7 protein-coding genes are annotated in these 26,744 nt (G+C 51.2%); 6 read left to right on the plus strand and 1 reads right to left on the minus strand.

Going from position 1 to position 26,744, the window contains the following annotated elements; all coding sequences use genetic code 11:
- Positions 1-376 precede the first annotated feature (376 nt).
- Positions 377-1,954 (minus strand): stalk domain-containing protein, encoded by a 1,578-nt coding sequence (locus BN3772_RS03520; RefSeq protein ID WP_042196698.1) that lies wholly within the window; start codon positions 1,952-1,954, stop codon positions 377-379.
- 482 nt (positions 1,955-2,436) lie between these two features.
- Here BN3772_RS03520 and BN3772_RS03525 point away from each other — a divergent pair, with 482 nt between their 5' ends.
- The 6 genes from BN3772_RS03525 (at position 2,437) to BN3772_RS03550 (ending at position 26,728) form a co-directional block, all read left to right on the plus strand.
- Positions 2,437-3,060 (plus strand): deoxynucleoside kinase, encoded by a 624-nt coding sequence (locus BN3772_RS03525; protein ID WP_042196700.1) that lies wholly within the window; start codon positions 2,437-2,439, stop codon positions 3,058-3,060.
- Positions 3,057-3,710, plus strand: coding sequence for a deoxynucleoside kinase (locus tag BN3772_RS03530; RefSeq protein ID WP_042196702.1), 654 nt, complete (start codon positions 3,057-3,059; stop codon positions 3,708-3,710). Before BN3772_RS03525 ends, BN3772_RS03530 begins: the two co-directional genes overlap by 4 nt.
- 181 nt (positions 3,711-3,891) lie before the next feature.
- Positions 3,892-4,188, plus strand: a complete 297-nt coding sequence (locus BN3772_RS03535) for a hypothetical protein (RefSeq protein WP_042196705.1) — start codon at positions 3,892-3,894, stop codon at positions 4,186-4,188.
- A 390-nt stretch (positions 4,189-4,578) separates the two neighbouring features.
- Entirely contained in the window at positions 4,579-10,197 is a 5,619-nt protein-coding gene (locus tag BN3772_RS03540; RefSeq protein WP_042196706.1) for a hypothetical protein, read from the plus strand.
- Between the two features lie 27 nt (positions 10,198-10,224).
- Positions 10,225-17,961: an S-layer homology domain-containing protein gene (locus BN3772_RS03545; protein ID WP_042196708.1), complete on the plus strand. Its 7,737-nt coding sequence runs from the start codon at positions 10,225-10,227 to the stop codon at positions 17,959-17,961.
- A gap of 82 nt (positions 17,962-18,043) precedes the next feature.
- Positions 18,044-26,728 (plus strand): chitobiase/beta-hexosaminidase C-terminal domain-containing protein, encoded by an 8,685-nt coding sequence (locus tag BN3772_RS03550; RefSeq protein ID WP_042196711.1) that lies wholly within the window; start codon positions 18,044-18,046, stop codon positions 26,726-26,728.
- Positions 26,729-26,744: the final 16 nt, after the last annotated feature.

A 26,744-nucleotide genomic window follows, 5' to 3' on the forward strand; every position in this document is an offset into this window, starting at 1 on the left:
CTTTTTTGCTTTTCCATGGAAAGAAGATAGTGGATGTGGATAGCTGCACTTTGTACACTTATTATGCTCATTTTTGCTGTCACCGCGGCTTTAGCTGCACTTTATACAACTAAATGCACCAATATCGGCTCTGAGAAGCAAAATGGGGATTTTTAATTGCACAGACTGCAGTTAAAATGAGAGATGGACTCTTTTTGCGCCGGATAGTTGCAGAGAGTGCAGTTATAGCACTTCCTTGAAGCCTATTGCACATAAAGGATGAAAAAAACAGCCCCGTATCACCGCCTATTAGGCGGGACACGGGGCTGTTCTGGATGGAGACATTTTTGTTTAGATCCACTTTAAATGCACTATAGCTACATAGAGCAAGGCTGCCTCACTTCATACTAATCGCAATCTCCTCCTGCTGCGGCAGCCAGCTGACGGTGGCGCCGAGCTGCTCGCTGATAAAGCGCAACGGCAGATAGAGGGTACCATTCACGATGAACGGAGGCGTAGCAAGGGCTACTGCTGTATCGTTGACCGTTGTCTCGCCGCTTACGGTATTTATGGAGATAGAGAGTGAAGGCTTACTCGCGGCGGCTCGGGTGATGGTTACTATTTTGTCCACCTTGGAAGCTGTGCCTCCGTTACTGGTTGGTATGGTTGTATGATTCTCCTTATAGGCGACGATAGCTCCCAGCTTATCGAATAGTGAGCGTAAAGGAACAAAGTCCTGGCCGCCGCGGGTGATTACACCGTTCGTCAGATTAACCGTCTCTCCGTTTAAGGTGAGGGAAACAGGCTTTTGCATCGGCACCGGCTGGTCAAAGCTGAAATCATAGTTAGCGTAGCCGAGCTGGGCATTTTTGTTGACGCCCCACCCCCAGAGGGTTCCGTCACTTTTTTGCATAATAACGTGGCGTCCGCCGCTCTCAATGGAGGTTATATTGGAAGCCAGTAATGTGAACACTGCATCTGCGTTAATAGTCTCTTCTCCGATGGAGGCCGTGTATACCTTGCCGTCGGATGTTAAAGCGATTATAGAACGTTCCATAATATAAGCATCCGTTACATTCCAGATTCCGCTAAAATGCAGCGGTAGCGCCTGCTCATGGAAGGCCGTGCCGTCGGAGCTGCCGGTAATGGTCATTCCCCGGAACCAGAGGCCGGCGTTATGGTCGATGGCGAGCGTGCTGCGCCCGTTATCATGAAGGATACGGATATCCTTCAGTCCGGTTACAGGTACGGGATTCATTACATCGCTGCCGGCAACCGGATTATAGATCGATTCGATAGGCCAGGTCCAGACTGTGCCGTCCCCGGCAAGCGCAAAGTTGCTCTCCAACTGCAGGATTCCGCACAGCTTCTGGACAGGCTGGAAGGAGCGCAGCTGATCCGTTGAGGTCCACACCGTTCCGTCCTGCTTGAGGATGAGGAATCTTGTCCAGGAGCCCTGCTCATTATCCTCGCTATAGCCTCGGGCAGCCGTTACTCCATCTATCCCCGCAACAAGGGAGAAAGAGACTGGTCCTCCACCGTTGTCCTGTAATTCTGCCTGATAGAGCGCACCTTCTGCGTTGTTAGCCAGGTACGTACCCTGTACCATTGCAAGATCAGTCAGACCGGTCATTTCCGGCACTTGTACGGTCTCCATGGCTGAGGTCTTGGCATTCGTCTGCCATTGCCAGACGGAGAGATCCTGCTTAACAGCAAGCCCTCCGCCCCCGGCAAGACCGAAGGAAGCCATAACCTCTGTAAGGCCCGGTATACGTGTCGGAACCGGGCGGCTGTCGCCCCAGACCCAGAGGCTGCCGTCTCTTTTGATCAGATGATCCGGCCCGTAAGCGGCGATAGTGGTAACTGAGGCTGCAGTATCAGCAGCCTCAGCCACTCCGGCGTTGCTGATTACAGGAATGCCGGCTGCTGTAGCTAAGCTTAGCGCCAGGCTGAGCAGTTTAGTCCATTTTTTCATAGTAAGATCCCCTTATTTCAGTCTGCATATATCGTCCTTATTGCATGGTAATCGCGATCCGTTCCTCCTGCGGCAACCACTCTGCGGCTGCACCGAGCTGCTTGCTGATAAAGCGCAGTCTGTCTTTTGCATAATCATATGCCTGCCGGTATTCTGTATCGTGGTGACTCCCTCAGCCAGCAGTTTGAAACGTCTGATCCCGGATATGTACATCGGCATACCTGTAAGCTCAGGGATTTGCGTAGGAACGGACTGATTGTAATCTGATCGGTAAGACAGATGCATAGCAGGGCAGTGAAGAACGGCGGACTCTTTCTCATAGTCATCCTATCATCAACGAATTCCATTAACTTACATTTAGACGCGCTTTCCGTATAAAAAGTTTCTGCGGAAAAATGTCGCTCATTGTCGGCTGACCTGTGATACAATATCTTAGTCTGTTTTTTTAGTTTTGTCCGTATCTGAGGAGGAAATCAGCGTTAATGAAACATGCACCTTTTATTGCAGTAGAGGGCCCGATCGGGGCCGGAAAGACTACACTGACTACGATGCTGGCCGAAGAGCTGGGGCTCCCGGTCGTCAAAGAAATTGTGGAGGAGAATCCGTTTCTGGACAAGTTCTATCAGAATATGGACGACTGGAGCTTCCAGCTCGAAATGTTCTTTCTCTGCAACCGCTACAAGCAGCTTGAAGATACCGTGACCGAGTACATACAGAAAGGAAAGCCGGTCATCTCGGATTATCATATTTATAAAAATCTGATTTTTAGCGAACGGACACTCAAAGGCACGAAGCGGGACAAATACCGTGAGATTTACCACGTGCTTACCGATGATCTGCCGAAGCCGGATATTATTCTGTATATCAGAGCGGATCTGGATACCCTGCTGAAGAGAATTGCGAAGCGTGCCCGGGCGTTTGAGGAAGAAATCTCCCAAGTCTACCTGCAGCAGCTGATCGAAGATTATGACGATGCTATGGCCCAACTGGCCGTCCGTGAGCCGTCGACCGTTATCGTGACGATAGACGGGAATAAGGTTGATTTTGTGGAGAACCAGGAAGACTACCGTGCAATCGCCGCACAATTAAAGGAGCTTATGAAATGAACACATATAACATCCCGGACAACGCCATTATTACAGTAGCCGGAACGGTGGGCGTCGGCAAATCGACACTGACCGGAGCGCTGGCGCAGCGCCTGAACTTCCAGACCTCGCTGGAGCAGGTGGACCATAACCCTTATCTGGAGAAGTTTTATCATGATTTTGAAAGATGGAGCTTCCATCTGCAGATTTATTTCCTGGCGGAACGGTTCAAGGAGCAGAAGAAGATGTTCGAGCTGGGCGGCGGGTTTGTGCAGGACCGTTCGATCTATGAGGACACCGGGATTTTTGCCAAAATGCATGCCGATCAGGGGACTATGTCCAAGACCGACTATGACACGTATACCAGCCTGTATGAGGCTATGGTGATGACGCCGTATTTTCCGCATCCTGACGTGCTTATCTATATTGAAGGCAGCCTGCCGTCGATCCTCACCAGGATCAATGAACGCGGCCGCGAGATGGAGATCCAGACTGATGTCTCCTACTGGGAGCATATGCACGGACGTTATTCCCAGTGGATCAATGAATTCAGCGCCTGCCCGGTGCTGCGCCTGAATATCGACGATTATGATGTAAAAGACCCTGATTCGATGTCTGCCATCCTGGAGCAGGTGGGCAAGGCGATTAACCGGAGTGCGGTAACGAAGTAACCTTTATATAGAGTGTAGAGCGGGAGCCAGCCGGTGCGGTTGGCTTTTTTTGCGGGGAGAAAAAATTAAAGAGTTTCAGAGATTGTTCAGAGGCTTGTGGTAGATTATTTTGCATCGCGATATTTGAACACTGGTAGAAAAACGGATATTCGGATTTTTTCATATTCATTAGGGGGCATAAATGATAGTCTGGTTTAGAATTATGTTAAGCGGATGGATTCTGTTCTGCGGGTTTGCGGTCAGCTGGTTTCTGTACGGGGCAACAGGGCATTTTCGGCAGGGGCTTGATCTGATGGAAGCTGCTCTGCTGCTGGGTGCCGGAATTCCGGTTATGCTGATCTTCGTGCTGATGATTGTATTCTTAATAAAAAAGTGGGAGCCGGTAACCGGAGGAGATTATGTGCGAATCAGTGTGGGGCTGGCGCTGTCTTTTATTCTGTCTGCGGCGATGATTGATAGTGTGGGTACATTTAAATAGAGGCAAGAGCTTCAAGCTTGGACAATAATTACTGTCCGGGCTTTTTTTGTTTTCTATAGTCGTATTCGACAATTTTCTGAGTGCAATAGTCGAAAAAAATAAAAAAAATTCAATAAAAGCGAAAAAAATACGAAGTTTTATTCAGATTACCCCCTTTGTACCCCTCTGAAACAGCATTTTGTCGAGATTTGTTAAGAGTTTGTTTAGAGCCGCCTGCTAGAATGGACTTCAGATATGAAAAAATAGGTATTTAGTAATTAATCATTCTTGTCCGTCGTAAGGGAGCCGAAAGGAGAGAGCGTGCAGACACAAGGTATATAAGACTAAACACAAACAATTCTTGTAGGACGGCGGACGGAGAATGATGAAACAATAAGGGGGAGCATCGAATTGCTGATGAGCAGGAAAGCGAAGAAATACACCGCATTAAGTCTAACGATTATTATGCTGCTGTCTTTGATACCCGATGTGTGGACAGGGCGAGTGCAGGCTGCGGCAAAGGACATTGAAGTGGTCTTTAAGAGCGGTGCGCGTATAGGAAATCTGTCCTACAGTGCCACCAATACATTTATTAACTTCTACAATAATCAGGTTGAAGGGTTCAGACAGACTGAAACCGACAAGGATGCCCAATATGACTGGGCGGGCGGAAATATTTTTGCCGGGGTTAACGATAATGAAGCGACCGTTCAATTCGAGGTCCGTGTAGCGGATAATCCGATTTTGCGCGAGATGGCCAAGAGCGGACATGCCGAGATGAAGACCGGGTTCGCGGTTCTAAGACGTCACTCCGGATTCTTGTGGACACGTCAATCGGCCATAAGAATTAGTATTGACGGAACAACGCTTATTAATGAAAGAACCGGGAGCAGCCAGGTTTATAACAAGTCCGCCTCAGCTGTCATCAAGCCCAATTCTGTCATTAACATATGGGTCTATGGTGAAGGCGATGATGACGGTGAAGCAGCAGGCGTACGCGGCTTTTACCTCAATTTCGAGGACATGCAGCGCCCGGTCCTGAACAACTACACCTTCACCGGCAACGGTGCAACCCGTGAGAATACAACGATTAACCAAACCGAGCTATATGTGAAAAAGAGCGAAAATGTTACGGTCGCCTACAATTTCACAGAGCCCGTTCTGCCGACCTCTCTGGTGGCAAGCAACTCTGACTTCTTCCTCCGTCATCCGTTGTTTGTGAATCCGGCGGGTACAGGACTTCCGGGAGCAGGCCAGCAGCAGTATCTGGAGAACATCACTTACAGCTCCTCCAATCTGAGTACGCTGCATAATTCGATCGCCTTCTCCTACAGCCCGAACGAGTACTCCCAGAGCGGAAACCTTCCGGTGGAGCCGAAGATTGCAGGGACAACCCCGAACAATCCGCCAATGGAACAGACCATGCAGGAGAAATTCACAGCAGCCGGACTAGCGGATGCGGCGGGTAACATGGCAACGATCAGCTTCCCGAATGCCGGCAGCACAGCGAGCTTGCCGAATGTTCAGGGCAGAACCGTTGACCCGTTCAACTATAAGAGCGGCGGCTACCGGGTCATTGTCGATGCGGTGCGGCCGAAGTATACCAAGGTCGGTAACGGCATCCAGCCGGAGATTCTGACCGGGGTAACACTCAATGAAGGCGATATTATTGATTTTACGGTGCAAATGACCGAAGAAGCTGTTGTGAAAAAAGGCTGGACTACGGCTCAGACCTTCCTGCGCTTCAACAACGGCATGAAGGCTTACTACACCGGCGGTTCCAATACAAAGAACTGGACGTTCCGGATGACCGTGCCTGGCGGTACTGCTGTAGAAGCGCCGCTGCTTAAGGTAATTGCGCTCTCCAATGATGCTAAGGGCGATAACACGGACATTAACGTTATACAGGACTATGCAGGCAACCTGCTGTTCCAGCCGGCTAACTATGACGGCGAGCATGTGGACGGCGATACGTCGCTGGTGAACTCCAAGATCGACTGGGCGAACCTGTCCATCGACAACACGCTGCCGATCATCGGCTACCGCTATGAAACCGGCGGGGGCAGCAACACCACTTATCAGAAAAAAGGAAAAGTAACGATTGATGCCAATGATCCGGCAGTAAAGGTGCCTTCCCTTGATCCGATAGCTGCAGACCGCGGCCTTGACAGACCAAGCCGGGGGATTTACCGCCCTTCGAATATGACCGGCTCGGCTTCACCGTCAGTCGGCCTGGTGTACTACCTGTGGAGCCAGAATCCGGCAGACCCGTTCGCTTCCGTACCGGAAGACAACTATGCCGCGCTTAAACGGTATGCACTATCTGCGAAGCAGCCTTCCGAGGAGCTGTATCCGGACAAGTTCCATGATATTAAGCTCCAGGTTGCCAATAACAAGACGAACCTGCTGGCACCTCCGGCAGAAGCCTTTACTTCCGAGAACAGCGGAGAATGGTACCTGCACACATGGACTGCAGACATGACGTGGGATTCAGCGCGTGAGCTTAAGCAGTATGAGCTGAAGCAGCAATATGTCAGAGAACATGATGAGCAGTACAAGGCATGGCTTGCAGAAGCACCAGGGAATGAAGATGAGAAGATCCTATATGCCGACAACAAGGCACTGGTTGCTGTAGGACAATACGGGGACACGAATGTATGGAAGCTGGACTACTTCAAGAAGGCTGACTCCAACTGGACGCATAACGTGGGTATCCTGAAGCTGGACAATCAGGTTCCTGTCATTGCTAACGGGACTCCAAGCAACGACAACTCCAACAGTGTTGAGATTACAGCCCTTGTATCTGATCCGCACAGCGGAATCGATACCGTGAAGTATCAGTGGGTTAAGGACGGCAATCAGCCGGCGGATGTGGACTGGAAGCCTGCTAACTACAATGGCACAACAGTAACCCAATCCACTTACGAAGATGTTTTTGAGGATGGCAGCTACTGGCTCTATCTAAAGGCGGCTGACAAAGCCGGGAATGAAACTACGAATGTAGCTTACGACAAGACGGTCACTGTTAATTCACAGGACAGCATGCCGGCTGCCTTCTCGCCGGAAGCCAATGCGAATTATGTGCAGAGCCATGATGTTATGTTCAGCATCGGTGGCATTACACCGGATTTCGTCGGATATGCCATTACCGGCAGCTCCAATCATCCGGCTGGCGACAGCGAATTTACGGCACTTGAGCCGGCAGAAGTGACGGGTAAAAAATCGCTTCTTGAAGCATTACCGTCTCCTTCACCGGAAGCCGTCAACGGCGGCGCAGCAGCAACACCGGCACCGACTCCAGCACCGGTGGAGAGCAGCGGCCCTGAAATCACTCCGGCACCAACACCTGCAGCAGATCCGGCAATTGAACCTGTGATCGGTGCAGCGGTCGGACCGGCAGCAATGATGAAGCTGCTGTCTGCCGGTCTCCTGAATGCAGGCAGCTTTAAGCAGGTAGCTGTCAACACACTGGAAGCAACACCTGAGCCGGAAGCTTCAGCATCACCGGCAGCAACAGCGGCACCGGAAAGTGGTTCTCAAGCATCTGCTGCACCTTCAGCGGATGCCAAGCCGGCAGAAGATACCGATCAGGCAGCCATGCTGCTGGCTGCAGAAGAGCCGGAGAAGCTCACTTATCTGATTCCGGCCGACACAACCAAGAACGGTGTACAGTATGTGCATTTAATTGTGAAGCAAGGCGATAAGGCGTATTACTACTCCAAAGCCTATTATTTTGATAACGAGCCTTCACTGGTAACCTTCAGCAAGAACGGTGTTAACTACCCGCTGCCTAAGCAGACGCTGAATGTTACCGTATCTGAGCTGTTCAGCAAGACAGGCGCAATCACCAAGTATCAGTGGGTCAAAGCGGCTGAAGCTGCACCGGATATGGCTTCAACGGGCTGGACGGCTCTTCCGGTCGGCGGAGCTGTTGAAATTACCGGTAAGGATCTGAAGCCGGGTGAAGTGGCTGATTATACCTTGTATGTGCTGTCTATTGACGGAGCAGGCAACAGTGTAATCGTGCATACTCCTGACAGCTTTAAGGTTTCGGCCAGCGGAGATGAGGAAGCCCCTCCGGCAGATGCCGAATCGGCACTCCTGTATCTGTCGGGTGATGCAGAAGACGGCTATACGGCCATTGTGAAGCTGAGCCTCGACACAGAAGATAAAGCCGGCTATGAATATTCGATTTCACCGGATAACGGCAGCAGCTGGGTGAACTGGAAGCCTTACACCAACTTTGTATCGGTTAAGGTTCCGACAGGTAATCCTGCTTTCCTGGAAGTGATGGTGAAATACAGAACACCGGGCGGCAAAATCAGTGACGCAGCCAAGCTGAAGTTACCGGCCCAGATGCCGGAAGATGCTCCGGTTTATGCTCTGGCCAGCATGAACACCACGAGTCCGGTGAATGCGACGATTGGTGCGAACATTGAGGTGGCAGCCCCTCCAGGCGTAAAAGTCATTGTCGGCAAGGTGAATCCGACTGTACCGACACGCACAGGCAACACCTTTAATGTCAAGGAAAACGGCTTCTACAGCTTTGATCTCATTGACCTTAATGATGCTGAGCGTACAGACACCCTGTACATCGTGGTTAAGAATGTGGATGGTACGGTGCCTATGGCTACCGTGGAATATCCGTTCACAGCACTGACGAACAGCAATGTAACGGCACTGCTGGTTGACCCTTCAGAGCCGATTATTATTACGAACAACAACGGCAAGAGCTCGTATACCTTTAAGGAAAACGGCTCGTTCACCTTTGAATTCAAGGATGCCGCAGGTAACACAGGCACAGCGGTAGCTACAGTGAACAATATTGACAAGGAAGCACCTAAAGTGAAAATTGTCCGCTCCTATCAATACGGGGCTGACGGCAGCAAGGTGTTCGGCACAATTGAGGATGGCAACGGCAATGTGGTGCTCTCTTCCGGAGTAACGCTTGAAGTGCAAAAGGCGGATAATTCGGCGAAGCAGATCTTTATTACGAGCCAGAACCAGACTGTATCCCTGAAAGAGAACGGTGTAGCTTCCTTTACTGTAGCTGACCAGTTCGGTAATACGACAGTTGTCAAAGAGACCGTAACCAATATCCTGAACACAGCACCGGATGCGGACAAAATCACTTATACATTCGTTGATGCTGCAGGCAATGCAGTTTCTGACAGCAAGGTTATTACAATCGGCGGACAACAATACGCACAGGGCAAGGTTAAGGTGACAGTGTCGGGTAAGACGACAGCGCCGAATATGGTGTTCTCTGGACTGAAGCCAATCCGCTCAGGCGCAAGCTACACTAACAAAATCAGCGCGGCTGACGGCACGTTCACTTACTCCAGAGAATTCGAAAGTGCCGGTTCAACCGTAATGACGATCTCCGATCTGCTCGGCAATTCGAGCAAGATTCCGGTTACGGTAAAAGGTCTGGATAACACCGCACCTGAGCTGACATTGAAAAAGAGTGCTGTCGGCATCGCCCAGAACAAGCAGAATTTCAACTTTGCCGTTGATCTCGGCGGCTACACGGTCTCCGATAATGTATCGTCGGCAGCGAATGTGAAGGTTGAGGCTGCCGGTCTTGATCTGACTAAGCTTGGACGCCAGCAGGTTACTTATACTGCTACTGACCAGGTGGGCAACAAGACGGTTGCAACGCAGGATGTCATTGTAGTCAAAGACGGCGGGCTGCTTATTTTCGGGAATGATACCCTGATTTCAGCATCCTCCGGAGAATCCGCATTGTTCAGCAGCAATACCATTACCTTCAAAATCAGCGGCTACAACACTATGAAGGTCTCAGGCACTGACAAAGTGAACGAGTGGGGTACGTTTGATCTGATGTATCAGTCAGGTCTCTACCGCGAAGGGCAAATGAAATCTATCGCTACCAAAATCACCTATGATCAGCTGGTAAGCGGACAGTACAAGGTTACTTTCCCGAAAGCCGGCTGGTACACAATTATCGTGAGAACGCAGGAGCGCGACCGTGAGTATGCGACCTTCTTCGTCAGCAGCACGAACTAGAAAGAACTATGAACAGGGGGACTATAGGTGAAGCTGCTTAAAAAAACGTGTGCGATGATGCTCTCCTTTGTGATGGTATTCCTGTCTACATCAGAGAGCCTGCATGCCCTGGCGGATGCGGCTAAGGCAACGAATACAACCACGATTACCAATGACTTCATTAAAGTCACTGTGGATAACGCTACGGGCCGTTACGGTGTCCGTACAGTGGATGGCCAGCCCATACGCAAAAAGGACCAGAATACCAATCTGCTGTTCCAGGGAGATGATCCGGAAACGTCGTTTACGACGTTCCGGATTGATGGGACAGATTATATCTACGGTAACAAATATAAGTTCGACAGCAGTTTTTATTCCGAAACAACAGCACCAAAGGTTGTGGAAAACTCTAACGGAACCAAGCAGCTTGAAATGCTGTGGAAAATTAAGGGCGTAGAGATCAAGCAGATTCTCATGCTCTACACTGACAGCACGGATAAGGTGAATTCCGGAAATATCAATATCCGCTATGAAGTCAATAACAAAAGCGGTGCTGTCGTAGAAGTCGGCAGCCGGATCCTGCTGGATACTATGGTCGGAGCCAATGACGGACCCTTGTTCCAGATCGGTACAGCTTACCAGGCTCCGCTGATGGTTGAAAGAAAACTTACACATGACCCGCGGGCAGCGGGCATTCCTGAAGAGGACGCAGCCCTTTACAAGCTTCCTTCCTACTGGGTTATGCGTGATAAGCTGGACCTGACCAATCCGCAGGCGACGAATGTTGTCGCCTACGGCTTCAACAATATTGCCGAGCAGAATATCAATATTGTGGATGAGATGATTGTCGGCCACTGGAACGGTCTGGCTAATACAAAATGGGATTACAAGGTGAATCCGAATCTGGATTTCACCCGTGACACCAATGATTACGGAAGCGCCGACTCTGCAGTCGCCTTTTACTGGAACCCGGACAAAATTGCAGCCGGAGGCTTCCAGAGCTTCGAGACAGTATACGGCCTCGGGGAAATCATTGCCCCGGACAAAGTATTCTCTGTCCGATTTGTAGACCAGATTCAACAGCTGGCTACGCTTGAAGATAACAGTGCTTACCGCGACGAAGGCATTTTTGATATCACCGCTGAGGTGGAAAATCTGGCCGCATTCAATATGGAGCATTCCAAGATTAATGTGAAGCTGGAGCTGGAAAGCGGACTTGATTTCGTCAAGCTTGACAGTAAAGGGGCAGTTGTAAGAGATGCCAACGGCAATGCGGTTATTGAGAATACGCGAAGCCGGACGCTGGAATTCAAGAAATCGGCAACGCCTGAAGAAGCGGAGCAGGGTATTCAGCCGAAGTACAAGCCGGGTGATACGATTGCAGCTTCATTCAAGGTGAAGGCCAAAGGCAGACCTTGGCCGGTAACGCGGGAATATATGCTTACCGCCAGCAGTCCGGAGACCCAGAGTGAAATTGAAGGGATCGCGGATGAGAGCATCAAGGCACAGTATGAATCGAGCAAATCGAATTTCATTCTGCTGCCGCCGGTGGGAGAAGCGACTCCGACTTATGTATACGGAATGTCACCGGATGAGCTGTACAGCACGGACGTGAAGTATATGACAGTCAACCTGTCGAATATCGAAGCCTACAACACCGGTAACGATACGACAGCGGCTAACTTCGATCTGTATCTGAAGGAGACCGTGACCGGAGAACGTTATAAAATTAATGTCCAGGACGCCGTCGTTATGCAGCCAACGGATGACGGAATGTCCGGTGATATGCGTATAACCTACCGCGGCGGGGATATGGTTGACGAGGCCGGCAATGTAATTGAAGCTGATCTCGGACCAGAGCTGCCGCTCGGTGAGTATCAGGTGGAGATTGACTATAAGGGTGATGCCGGCGGCGATGAGGAAATTGCCTCCATGTATGACATCACCACGGAACAGACCATCCTTGTATCCGACAATGACGAATCGCGTATCCGCGAAGCCGGCATTATGGTCGTGTACAAGCAGCTGGTGGACGTCAGCGGTATCGCGAACGGTTCGTCTGTAAGCGGAGATCTGCTCGACGATCTGAACAGCCTTTTCCCGAATGAGCCGTTTAAAGACGGAGCATTCCTCTATAATGCAGTAACAGAATACAAGAAGACCAAAGCGGTTATCGGAATGGCCAGTAAGGCCGTTGATCCTGAATTTGAACTGAGTGAATTTATGGATGATGAAGCGCTGGAAGAAACACCGCTTTACAACTATCAATTATTTGATTCTGAAGAAGACCTGGAGGCATTCGAGGCTGAAGCAGAGGATGAAGAAATTGACCGCGAAGTCGTTGTAGTGATCCGCGGGATGATCAAGCAGGTCGGCTCCAAAGCCGATGAACAGGTTATTGTAGATACAAAGACTGAACCGGCCATTATAAATGATGCTGTAGCTTATACAGGTAAGGATCTGGCGTTTGTCCGCGGCAAGCTGAATATCTTCGGACAGACCCAGTCAGATGACATGCCGTTCCTGGATACCCTTTTTATTAAAGGGGATGGAACGCTGAGCGTTGCCAGCAGCGGCTTTATTTTCCACAAAGGGGAATGGACGCTGGACTTCTTCAACGGCTTCAACAAATCGCTGGGCGACGAGAATTTTAATATGCCGTCCGCTGGCATTGAAGATGATGAGGATGAAGAAGAAGAAGAGAATACGAACCCTGAAGATGATACCCAGAACGGCAGCCTGAAATGGGCCGTCGGCGGCGTAGGCGACAGATTGAATCCGCTGCGCCAGGTTATGATCGAGGATGTATATTTCAACAGACAGTCGCTGTTCGCAGCACCGAGCTTCTCAATTGACGGATTCGGACTTTCTTTTAATGACTTTATGTTAAGAGAAGGCGGGATTTCCTTCGGCGGCTCCCTGTCAATGAAGATTATTAATGCAGAAATCAATAACGTCGTATTTAACGATAAAGGTTTTGTCGGCATTGATGCGGCACTTAAATTCGACTTGGGCGAATCGGTCGGTTTGTTCGGACCTAAGAAGGAAGGCGCCAAGAAAAAAGATGACGACGGGCCTAAGAGTCCAAGCGGTGAAATTACAGTAACCCACTTTGTTCAGGAGATCGGCGGAGAGCCGGTAGAGAACCAGTATGGACTGGCATTCGATGCCCAGCTTAAGAACATGCTCGAAGTGTCCGTTGAGCTGTCACTGAAGAAGGTCAGAGACGGCCGTATCCTCCCGGATGTTATTGCCTTCGGAGCAGGACTTCCTTCCCCGGGTATTCTGATCACGGGTGCTACGTATCTGACAGGAATTCGCGGCGCGGTCCGTGAGCTTGCCGATACCATTGCGGGCGGAAGCAAGGATGACCCGTTCCCGCTGACTGTATCAGCTGGTGTAAGCCTGAGATTCGGGATGGCTCCGGCGTATTTCTTCGGAGATGTCGATCTTACGGTTAAACGGACCGGACTTAAAGTAGAAGGCAAGATGGACTTCTCCACGATGGCAGAGCCGGAGGATGATGATAAGCTGCCGATGCTGACCAAGGCGCTGCTTGAAGCCCAGTGGGTAACCCCATGGTTCGTGCGCGTTCAGGCTGAGATGGATATCGGCGGCTGGGATATCATTATCGGTAAGGCGGGAATCTTCGTCGGACAGAACCTGGAGAAGAACCGTACAGATTTCGAGGGCTATATCGGCTCCAAAATCCAAATTCCGAACAGTGTGCCGATTGTCGGCGGTATGCCGCTTTCCAGCATGTTCCTCGGAGTCAACAATGATAAGGTATGGGGCAGTATCGGCATTCTGCTGATCTCGCTCGGAATCACATATTACTGGGGCGGCGGGGTTGAATTCGGAACCTCGACAGACCAGCTGCCGGATGGTGTTATTCATCTGGTTGTAGATGACCCTGAGCTCGGACCGCGCCTGATGGTTATCGGACAAGGTGTAGAGACATTAGCAACCTCTGAGGCGGCTGTTCCGGCAGCTGAGCAGGAGAATCAGGAAATTGTATACCGCGAAGTTGCTGAAGGTGTGGATTACGTTGAGAATGGTTCATTGAACGTCAGCGTAGGCGGCATCACGGTTAAAAACAGCGGCAGAGTGCATGAGATTCCAATGGATAATGTAACCGGTAATGCGGTTATCGAAATGGAATATGAGTCTAAGGATCGTCCGGAATTCACGCTGAAGGATGGAAGCGGGAAGGCGTTCCCGGTTAAATTCGATAATACGAATACAGACCCGACGGCTAATGCATTCACCCAGTACATTCCGGCCAGCAGCTCCAAAGACCAGGTCGATGTGCGTAAAGCGTATATTATCGTTCCAGCAGATAAGGTAAATGGCGGCAAATGGACACTGACTGCAGTATCTCCGGTCAAAACCAAGCTGCTTAACGTTCCGACTGCACCGCAGCTGAACGATATCGTTCTCGCTAAGGACAACTCGAATGCGGACAAGTTCAACGCTTCCTGGAAAGTAGCCAATGCAGCCGAAGGAGATACAATCAATCTGTATCTGGCTCAGGACGCAGTTTCCAAGAAAACAACGACACTGGATAACGGAGAACCCGTGCTTGAAGCAGGCGATCCCGGTCTGCTCATTGCCAAGGATATTCCGGTCGGCCAGAACGGCGGCGTCAGCGGCGGAGTAACCAGCGGAAGCACAAGCATTGATGTTACCAATGTAACCCTGATGGGCAATCCGGAGGATATCCGCGGACTGCTGAGACAAGGAAATTACTATCTGCGTGCCGAGCTGAAATCCAGCGCTACCTTCGCTACGAAGACTTCGGTGCAAAAGTTTGAGATTGTCGATCCGTTTGCACCGCAGAACGTAAGCGATCTGAAGGTTGAACCGGCAGGAAACGGACTGTTTGCCCTTTCCTTCAAACCGGGCGCGAAGAAAGCCGGACACAGCGGCTATGAACACAGCTATATTATTGATGCAAAACGGTTGCAGGACGGCGAAATGAAGGATTATGACAATTTCGGCGAAATTCTGTTCACTGAAGAGGAGCTTGCCCCTTACTGGAATGCTTCAACAGGCAAGTATGAGGGTATTCTGATCGGCGGCTGGTCCGCAACCTCAACTACTGATGAGGTGGATCTCGGCAGTCTTGAAGGAACCGTAATGGACCTGAAGGATGTCAAGTATGTCGGTCTTGAAGTCGGCTATGAATACGAAATTGGCGTGTCGGCAGCAACGGTTCCGACTGAAGCGGATGACAAGAACCAGAATTACCATTATGCAGACCGGATTGCTGCTGCGAAGAAGCTGCTTCCTGTACCTGTTAAGCCTAAGCTGAATGTAACAGGTCAAGGTACGCTTGAGAACACTGGCGCTTACATCAATCTGCTTACCAAGCAAACGGAGCAGACACTGACGTTTACTTCGGATCAGAAGAATGTAACCGTAGAAGCGTTCTATGCGGAAGAATCAATCGGTAAGGTAGCGCTTAGCAATACGGCTAACGGAAGCCAGGGGACGCTGAAGCTGACCAAGTTCCAGACAGACGGACCGTTTGCTGTAGAGCTGCGTGCAACGAATACAGCAACCAAGGATCTTTCGGTAACCATGCTGTATCTGACGGTTGATACTATTGCACCGGTGCTCTACATTGACCAGCCGGCGACCGGAGCAAGAACGGCTAACGACGGTTCGGGCAACAAGATCACTGTTGCTGGTACTACAACTAAAGGAACGCTGCTGAAAGTAGGCAGTACGGTAGTGCCGGTTGCTGAAGACGGCACCTTTAATGCAGAGGTGCCTGTGGCATCGGCTGATCCGACTGTTGCGCTTCAATTCACCGCTACAGACGGTGCCGGTAATGAAAATACGGCAGTTGTGAACATCTCCAATGAAAGCTTTGATGTTCCTTCGGCGCTGATTCTCGAACAGGTTCCTGCTCTGCAGCCTGGAGACAAGAGCATCATTGCCAAGGCCTACCTTAAGGTAGCCGACGGCAAGGACGAGAACGGCAAGCTGAAGTATAAGCAGGTGGAAGTAAGCCAAAGTGACATGAGTAAAATCACCTACTCTGTAGCATCCGGAGATTCGGTTGATGTTGTGACTGTCGTGGATCAGGCAACACAAAAACGCACCACTACTGTTACAGCCCTCGCAACCGGCTCAAGCCTGATTACAGGGGAGTACACAGTAACGGATGGAGTAACCATCCAGGGCTATACGGTTGCTTCGGTTGAAGTGCCTGAGCCTGTGAAGCTGGGTAGCCTGGTTATTTCTGCAGTGCCTGCAGGGACGAATACAACCCAGACCAGAATTATTGTATCCGACTCCGGGGATATGACCGGACAACAACTGGCTTACAAGATTTACAGCTCAGGTCAAGGCGGGGCCCTTCCGGCATTCCAATCGGATCTGAGCGACTGGCAGATCCTGCCGGCTGACGGTGCTGTATTCGTGAAGCCGGGTGATGAGATCGTCGTTGCCAAGCGGACATCCATGGATAAACTGGCAATGGCAGCCGCCCAAGTAACTGCGGTCATTTACTCCGCATTACCGGGCAATGGACCTGGTGCCCCAAGTTCTCCAGGTGCTCCGGGTGCTCCAGGTGCTCCTGGACCAGTAGCTCCTGCACCGGCTCCTGAAGGTGCGCCTAAAGCAACACTGAACGGCCAGGATGTAGAAGCGACCTGGAACGGCACTACAGCCGTCATTCATCTGACTGACAGCAGCAAAGCTGCAGACGGTACAGGGGATATTACAATCAGCAGTTCAGATACAGCAGCAGGAGGCTTTGATATTACGGTTGATCAGAGCGTCGTGCAGCAGGCTGTTACAGCCAAGAAAAATGTGGTAATCCAAGTGCCGTTCGGATCACTCGTCCTGACACCGGATCATCTGTCAGGACTTAACGGGCCGCTCCGGATCAGCATTGGAAGCAATAATGCTAATGATAAGACAGCAATGTCCGCAATTGCGTCAACCCAGAACTTCACTGTGCTGGGAGCAGGCGAAGGGGTACATGTTGCCGTCAATCTGCCTTCCGGCAAATGGGCACCTGCCCTTAAAGCCAATGTTGCGATCCCTTCAGGCATAGCTGCCGGTGGTATCACCGCAGTGGTTCTGAAGGATGCCAGCGGAAACTGGACAACGATACCTTGGAAGCTGAACAGCAACAGTACTGCTGTGGATGTACAGCTGACCGGTGAAGGCAGCCTGTTCTTCATCAGTAACAAGAAGGTATTTAAGGATGTGGCTGCAGGCTTCTGGGCTCAGCAGGATATCAACGCCGCCTCGGGTAAACTGTTTGTTCTGGGTAAAGCGGCTGACAGCTTTGCACCTCAATCCAAGGTTACCCGTGCAGAGCTGCCGACGATTCTCCTGAGAGTTGCAGGGCTGATGAACAATCCGTTCAGTAAGCAGAATTTCTCGGATGTGTCGGCGAACAGCTGGTACAGCCGCAGTGTCTCAATCGCAGCTGAGCTGGGTATCGTCACCGGCCAGAACGGCGGCCAATATGCACCGCAGGCTACTCTGTCGCGGATGGAAGCAATGACCATGGTCGGCAGACTGCTGAATGTAATCAGCGCCGGCGGCGAGACACTCAGCGAGGCTGAGGTTACACAGATTCTTGCAGCCTATGCTGACAAGGATTCCATTCCGGCTTGGGCCCGGCAGTCCATTGCACTCAGCATCAAATACGGCATCATCCGCGGTGTGGACGGAAACATCAATCCTGCCGGCGTATTGACCCGAGCTGAAGCTGCTACTATTGCAATCAGACTGGATCAGTATATTACAGACAAACAATAGAACGGCAGGGCCCGCATCAGCTGAGTGGCTGATGCGGGTATCCTACTGTACAGCATTTCATACTAGTTAAGGTGGTGTCATGATGGCAATAAAGCAAAAATCAATCCTTGGGTTGGCGGTTGCACTGATAGTTCTGACTATCGCAGCGGTTGCAGGTGGCCTGATGGTCAAAGCCGACGGGCAGACCTGGTCGGGTGCAGCGGATACGTCATGGTACAACCCGGTTTATACAACTTTTAAGATTGATACCGAAGCCAAGCTGGCCGGGGTGGCAAAGCTCGTCAATGAGGATGTTGACGCAGACGGCGGCAAGGTAAACGGGCTTAGCGGTAAAATCCTTGAAATAGACCGCGACATGAATCTCGGTGCTTATCTTTGGGTACCGATCGGTAACGGCGAATATCCGTTCCGCGGAACACTGATTTCCAAAGACGGATCTATCCTTACTATTTCTGAAATGAAGCTGCCGTCAGGCTTGTCTTATCAAGGTCTTGTCGGCAATATGATAAACGGTACCGTAGGGGGATTTATATTCTCTGATAACGGCTCAATCAGCGTGACCAGCGTGACCTACGATGTGTATGCAGGGGCTGCAGTCGGTAAAATGACCGGTTCCAGCATTGTGTACGACATTACGAACAACATCAAGATTGCAACAGACAGTGCACCTTACCACACATATGCCGGCGGGATCGTCGGGATGGGTGAAGGCTCCATTGCCAGCTCGTTCAACAATGCTTCTATCACAGCTAACGGTACAGCCGCTATCGGCGGTATTGCAGGCTATGCGGATGCCGGAGGCTTGAAGCTGAAGAAGGTTTCAAACACCGGTGCTGTGCTTGCTAACGGACAGGGCGGCGACTCCATCTATGCCGGGGGTATCGCGGGCCATACTATAGGCTCCGTAACGATGAATGATGAAGACACGATCATCAGTAACAGTGGTCCGGTTACTGTAAACGGAGGCTCCACTGTATATGCGGGCGGTATTCTCGGGCAAATCGATAATACAGCAGTATTCTCTGATTCGACGAATAACAGCGGTGCTGTCAGCATCAATGCTCCGTCAGCAACAGGCACGTATGCGGGAGGCCTTTTCGGTGCAGTAGGTACTGTAACAGTTCCCGATATCAGTATTGTGTTTGTGAATACGGCACCAGTAACCAATAACGGCGGAACAAATGTGCATACAGGCGGGATTGCCGGTTATGCAGGCAGCACGGTTACCTGGACCAAAGAGTATAACAATGCTACAAATGTAACAGCTACAGGCTCACAAAATATCTACACAGGCGGATTAATCGGTTACGCCCAGAAGGGGATTGTTCTTAACAATCCGGCAGTGAATGCTTACCTGAATACCGCACACATTCAGGCTAGCGGAGGAAGCGTCATTTACACCGGCGGTATTGCCGGGTATGATGCAGGCGGAAGCATTGTCAACGCCTCCTTTACTGGTGCGATTGATGCCGTAGGCTCGGCAGATGTGTATACCGGCGGTATTGCCGGGTATGAAATCGGCGGAAGCATCCTGTCCTCGCAGGCAGGCAATGCAGCCATTATTCCAACCATTACCTCTGACGGAACAATCGGCGGTATCGCCGGTTATCTGGACGGTACCATTAACAATGCAGCTGTGAAAAACATCCGTCTGAAAGCAACATTAGAGGGCGGTGTAATCGGCGGTATCGCCGGTAATGCGCAAGGAACAATCAACGGCGCTTATGCCGGGGATGCCAACAGTGCAGATTACAACAGCCTGACCATCGAGGCAGCGGTGAAGAACCCTGCTGCGGGTGCAGATAATGTTACTGCCGGAGGACTTGTCGGTATGAATGACAAAGCTCTTACTCTGACTAACAGCCAGGCTGCCAGAGTGGGACTGATCACTGAAAGCGGAAGAAGCGGCTACACACTCGGTACAGTAGCTGGTAACCTGAACACGCTGGCGGTGATCGGTACAACGGAAGCACCGGTTGTGGCGAAGGACTTTGTCATTGAAATGAACGCGGACAACGGAATTGTCGGCGGTGCTATCGGTGTCAACCGGACTTCCGCGCTTCATCTGCATTCCGAGCGGATTGAGATTAAGGCTAAGGGTGCATCCGCCCATGCCGGCGGTATTTTTGGAGAGAACCATGGTGCAGCACCCTATGTGCTGGCCGAGAACATCATCCTCAGCTCTGAAGGCGCAGATGCGCTGCTGGGCGGGGTTGCCGGCTTGAATACAGGCTCTCTTACAGATGCAACAGCTAATGCCGTAAGCATCACAGCAGGCGGGATCCGCACCGAAGCCGGCGGTATTGCCGGACGTTCGGCAGGTGCGGATGCAGTTACTAACCGCTCCAGCATCAACGCTCCGGTATTTCATGCCGGCGAGCTGGCAGTAGTTACCGTTAACGGTACAGATGTCAAAGCCGGCGGACTTGTCGGTTACGCCCAGGCTACGGATATTGTTAATCCAGTCGTTGCAGCAACAGCGCCGGATTATGTCAATATTTCGGTTAAAGGAACAGGGGCAAGAGTCGGAGGTCTGGCAGGTGCACTGGAGAACAGTACACTAAGCGGAGACACAACGACTGTCAACCTGGAGAACCTGCTTATTAATACTACTAAAGATGCGGCAAACGGCTATACCGGCGGACTTGTCGGCTATAATGACAAATCCAGACTGGAGCGCCTGGTCGGAAAGACACTTAACCTGACGATCAACGGTGCTAACGCCAAAACAGCGGGGATTGCCGCCTACAACCTGGGTACCAATTCAGCAGTTATCACTAACAGCTATTTAACAGGACTCAGCTTGAAGGTAAATGCAACAGCGGCCAATTCTACCATCGGTGGAATTGTCGGACTCAACGATGCCCGTCCCGGTGATCCGGTGATGAACCCGGGATCGGCAGTGAGTACGATTCAGAACACGCGCACACTGGGCAGCATCGCGGCAACGGCACCTTCCTCCATTCTTGGGGGGATGGTCGGCGAGAACCGCAGCCTGATTGCCAATAACAGCATTACGGATAAAATTTCGGTATCCTCCAAGGGCAATAACGTAACCTTTGGCGGCTTGGCCGGACTCAACACCGAAAAGGGTACGCTGTACTACACCTATTCAAACGCCAATCTTACCATTGAAGGCGCAGGCACTCTGGCCGGAGGTCTGGTAGGCGAGAATACCGGAGCAGTTAAAGGCTCTTACATCGATATCGATTTGAACGGTAAAGCGACCGGTACAGCAGGCCAATCCGTATTCCTTGGCGGACTGATCGGCCGCAACAGCGCTGGTACTGTAGAGCAGTCTTACACTGCCTCCAGAGTTACTGCCGGCGGAGTTTACACGAACGTAGGCGGACTGATCGGCGAGCTTACCGGAGGTACAGTCAAGAACTCATATGTAGCTAAAAGCGTGGCAGCAACAGGTGATCATTCCTATGTAGGCGGCTTTATCGGCAGAATAAAAGACGGTAAAGTTTCTAATGCCTACTCTGCGGCTGAGGTTTCGGCCACTAACGGCGCATACGCCGGCGGCTTTGCCGGACGTTATGACAATGCCAGCAAAGAGCTTTTATACAAAACCTACTATATTAAAGATGAATCGCTCAACATCAACAAGGATCTGCCGGACTTTGCAGAAGGCAACCACCGCTGGTTGAACGTGCACGTACGGCTGACTACCATTCTTTCAGCGACGCTGAAAGACAGAACGGTGTTCCCTGAATTGTCCGGCTGGGATTTCGCCGGTGCATGGAAATACGGCTCACTGAATGCAGATTACAAATATCCTGAAGTGAACCGTGAGGCCAATACGGGCGGCGATCTCGGCAATGACGTCAATGCCAATATCAACTGGTACATGAAGGATAAGGACGCTATCGTATTCCAGATTACTACCGAGGCTGAGCTTGCGGGTCTTGCGTCCATTGTCAACGGCACTATCGCCGGTGTGGACAAATTCAATTTTGCAGGCAGAACAATTACAATCACGAACCCGGTTCACATTCAGTCCAAGCAATGGGTTCCGATCGGCGATAAGGAAGAGAATGCTTTTGAGGGCACATTCAACGGCGGTAACCATTTGATTGACGGTCTGACCTTGCAGCCGGTCTTCACCTACTCCGGATTGTTCGGAATCATTGGGGAAGCTGGAGCAGTATCTGCCGTTAATCTTGAGCCTTTGACTGTCTCGGGTATCCAGTTCACCGGCGCTCTGGCCGGCCTTAACCTGGGTACGGTATCCGACGTAAATCTGAAGCTGCTGAACGGTATCAAAATCAGCGGCGGAACGGTTGGAGCTGTAATCGGCAAGAATACAGGTAATGTTACCGGATTGCACCTGACTCTTGACGGCGGAAGCCGGATCGAGACTGTATACAGCGGCGGCATTGCCGGCGGCATTATCGGTGATAACACATCCGATCTGACCGCGGCAACCTACTCCGTCAATGCCATCGACGGCAGCATCGGCAGCTCTGCGGATCAGGCTGTAGTCGGGGGTGTAATCGGTGTTCAGTCCGGCGATGTCAGCGGGCTGACAACTGAAGTAACCAGCAAGCTCCGCATTAGTGCTTCTGGAATGAACAGCATAGCTGGCGGTGTTATCGGTACATTTACCGCAGGCACAGCAAGCGGACTGGAAGTAAGCTTTACAGACGGAATAATTGAAGCCTCCGGGCTTGACTCCATCCTGGGCGGTGTTGCCGGACAAGCGGCAGCGGGTACAGTGCTCAAGGATATTACAATTAACGGAACCGGAAACGGTGTACAGCTGTCCGGTAATGGTACCGTTGGTGCAGCGGTTGGTTATAAGGAAGGCACACTTGGCGGCATGAAGCTTAAATCCATTGCTTCACTCAGCAGTACCTTTGATATTGATCATGTGACCGTAGATAAAGTAACACTTGCCTCAGCAGCAGATTCTCTGCAGGCTGTAATCGGCGGTATTGCCGGACGCATAGTGAATGCTGCTGTGAATAACAGCTCATTTGCAGGTACGATTCAAGCTCCGGGTGAATCGGTAATTGCCGGAGGAATCACCGGACAATCCGACAGCTCCATTCTTTACAGTGTCGATGCTGCACCGGTAATTACAGTGACAGCCAAGACAGGTGAAGCTGAAGCGGGCGGTATTGCCGGAGCTATCTCCAGCAGTAACAGAGATGAAGGATTTGATTTCGGTAAGGCGTATCCGTTATACAACGGAATCTATCTTGCCAATGTTCATAACGGTACTGTAACAGTTGCCGGAACAGACCATGTGATGGATCTGTATGCAGGCGGTGTGGCCGGCCGTAATAATAATGCTTCGATTTACCGTTCCAGCTCGTCAGCAGACCTTAATGTCCATGGCGGTAAAACAGTAAATCTTGGCGGTATCGCAGGCTACAGCAACGGTATTATTGTGGACGCCTACGCTGCCAACAGCCTGAAGGCTGATGACAGCAGTGTCTATAATGTCGGCGGTATCGTTGGTCAGGGAGCTGACGGCGAGATTCATTACAGTGAAGCAGCAGCACCTGCCGGACAGGCAATTACGGTAGGAACTGCCCTGACGCTGGATAACTCGCTGCCTGCTACCCGTACAGGCGGAATTGTGGGTATGGGTGATCATATTGTGATTACTTACTCCCATGCGGACATTTCGGTAAATATCAATGATACCAATAAAGACAACACCATTTACGCAGGCGGCTTCGCCGGTCTGCTCGGTGATACCGATGTGCGCGAAGGACAGATTTCACACTCCTATGCCACAGGCGCGCTGAATGTCAGCGGAAGACTGGGTTCTTATGTCGGCGGCTTCGCCGGTTCAGTTGACCACTACAGCATCAGCAGTTCCTATGCATCCGGTGATGTGGCGAACACTGCACTTGATACACGCACTGGCGGTTTTGCCGCAGCTGTAGAAAGAAACGCCGGCATCAGCAGCTCTTACGCGCTGCAGGCGAAGCTTTCCACGACAGGAATTAAATCGGCAACCCGTTCCTTCACAGGCGGCTTTGCCGGATACAATGACGGTACCCTTAGCAATGTTTACGCAGACGTACCGGCCATTACTGCCAGCGCACCGGGAGCTGATTTCCAGCAGGGCGCACTGGTCGGCTACAATTTCCGTGACGGCAAAGTTAATGGCTCCAGCTATGTAGGCACTCTTCCGGCAGTAGGAAAAAATGCCGGCGCTGCAGTAAATGCTGCTGAACTGGCACCGGCATCAGCACTTGATCCGCTTGCATCCGGAGCCTGGAACATGGATCATGATACTTCGTTCATGGATAATGCCGCAGAGGGTGTAATATCACTGAACTCTGCGGAGCAATTAACCGGAGCAGTCCTGCTCTATAATGAGACCGGGTTGGATTATTATGTTCTTTACAACAGATCGGCTACCGAAAAACCGGTCTACCATACCCTCAATCTCGCTGCCGACGTTAATCTGGAAGGTAAGCCGTGGGTTCCGTTCCATAGCTTTGAAGGAATATTCGATGGTCAAGGCCATACAGTATCCGGTCTTGTATTGGATTCCGCAGAGCAATCCTATATTGGATTTGTAACTGAGAATCTCGGCACCATTACTAATGTTAGCTTTGAAGGTGTTAAAGCTTCAGGTAAAAATGTCGGAGCTGCTGCCGGAATAAACCGCAGCAACGGAACAATTTCAGGTGTTACCATCAGCGGTACACTGCAGGGGACTGAAGCTGCAGGCAGTGCAGCAGCCGTCAACGAAGGAACAATCAGCAAGGTTAATGCTGTAGACCTGACGTTGTCCGGTGCCGGACGTATCGGCGGAATTACCGGTGTGAACGCCGGTTCAATCTCGGCTTCCAGCTCCGGTGCAAGCATTAACGGAACTGGACAGGCGGCCGGAGGCATCACAGGCCAGAACGCACCGGCAGGTATTATCACTGATTCCATGTCATATGCAGATGTTAACGCAGCTGCAGCTGAAGCAGTTGCCGGCGGTATTGCCGGAACCAACAGCGGCAGCATCAGTAACAGTTATTCTGCAGGAAGAATTTCTGCAGAGGGTACTCAGAAAGCATGGAGCGGCGGTATTGCCGGATATGCTGCAGACGGAGCAATTGCGGCTTCCCTGAATACCGGCGAGATTAGAGCAGCAGTGAACGGTGTGCTTACACCTGGTGCTGCATTCTTCGGCGGTATTGCCGGACAGAAGGCGGACGAAGCCACTATCAGCGGCTCTGTGTTTAATACACAGATGCTGAAGGTGAATATTGCTTACTCTGATGCTGAAGGCAGAGCAGTAACACGCCCTTCTAATGTATCCGGGCTCAAAGCGGCCGAGCTGGTTAACGGGACACTTCCTGCCGGCCTTACAGCCGGATCTTGGACAGCGCATAACGGATACTATCCTGGACTCACAGCTTTTGAGGGGACGAAGGAAGGAATGCTCAGCACAGCCGCAGTTGTTCTGAGCCCGCAGGATCTGGTCAACCGGATAGCATCCGGCTTTGCGCTGAAAGGTGCAGAAGGGGTTAACTGGAGTGCTGATCCGGCAGCAGTTGTTCTGAACGGAACGACTGGAACACTGAGAGACGGAGCCGGAACCAAACTTACGGTGTCCGCTCAAGGGCTGAGCAGAAGCGTAATGATCAACGAGCCGGCAGTGAAATATCCGGCAACAGCAGCGGCACCTGAGCTGCGCTCAGATGCCAAGGACAATATCATTACAACGGAGACTTCGGTTGTCCTTGGAACAGATGAGCCGGGCGGCAGCATCTATTACACTTTGGATGGCAGCACGCCTAATGAAACATCCTTGCTGTACACTGCACCGATTGTGCTGAAGACAGCCACAACAGTTAAGGCTGTTACAATTGTTACAGGCAAAGAGTACAGCAAGGTATGGACAGAAACATGGACGCTTCCTAGCGGTGGAAGCGGCGGAGGCGGGGGCGGGTTCTTCGTGCCTCCTGTCAAAGAACCGGCAATTACAGCGGTCACCAGCAACGCAAGCATCAACAGTGACAGCGAGGCGCCGGTGAAGGTTGCCAAGAACAGCAAGCTGAAGCTGACTGCTCCTGAAGGGCAGGTCATCTACTACACGCTGGACGGCAGTACACCGACGGTGAACAGCACGAAGTACACCGGAGAGCTTCTGATTACCGGAAATATGACCATCAAAATGATTACCGATCAGGATGATACGGTCATCACTATCGAGTATGCGGTTGAGAACGCGAAGTACAATCTGAAGAGCGCTGCAAATGAGGTTAAGTACATGACCGGTTATACGGACGGTACGTTCAAACCAAGCGCAGCGATTACAAGATATGAACTGATCGCATCCCTTGCCCCGCTGCTTGATATGGAGAATGTAAATGTAGGCAATCTCTTTACTGATGTGACAGCAGAGTATGACAAGCTGACTGGATTCTTTGCTTCAGCTGGCATTATCCAGGGTTACCCTGACGGCGGGTTCGGCGGAACCAAAGGTTTGACCAGAGCCGAGTTCGCGAAGATCATGACCACTGTGCTGAATCTGGATGTTACAAATGCCGGATTGACGAAGCAGTCCGATCTGAAGGGCCACTGGTCAGAGCAGTATGTGAATGCTTTATCCAAGGCCGGGTATGTACAGGGATTCCCTGACGGAACCTTCAAGCCGAATGCTTCGATTACACGTGCAGAAGCTGTTGTTATGATCAACCGGATTGTCGGCACCAAAAAGCTGACGGTAACGGCTGTGAAATATAACGATCTGCCGGCATCGCACTGGGCGTTCAAAGATATCATGTCAGCAGTGCAATAAACGAAAAAGGAATGAG

Origin of the sequence: Paenibacillus camerounensis (assembly GCF_000723885.1) — a bacterium.
Taxonomy (GTDB): Bacteria; Bacillota; Bacilli; order Paenibacillales; family Paenibacillaceae; genus Paenibacillus_AQ; species Paenibacillus_AQ camerounensis.

Coding starts and splice junctions, on each gene's coding strand:
- BN3772_RS03520 (WP_042196698.1), bottom strand. CDS start 1,954: ATGAAAAAATGGACTAAACTGCTCAGCCTGGCGCTAAGCTTAGCTACA.
- BN3772_RS03525 (WP_042196700.1), top strand. CDS start 2,437: ATGAAACATGCACCTTTTATTGCAGTAGAGGGCCCGATCGGGGCCGGA.
- BN3772_RS03530 (WP_042196702.1), top strand. CDS start 3,057: ATGAACACATATAACATCCCGGACAACGCCATTATTACAGTAGCCGGA.
- BN3772_RS03535 (WP_042196705.1), top strand. CDS start 3,892: ATGATAGTCTGGTTTAGAATTATGTTAAGCGGATGGATTCTGTTCTGC.
- BN3772_RS03550 (WP_042196711.1), top strand. CDS start 18,044: ATGGCAATAAAGCAAAAATCAATCCTTGGGTTGGCGGTTGCACTGATA.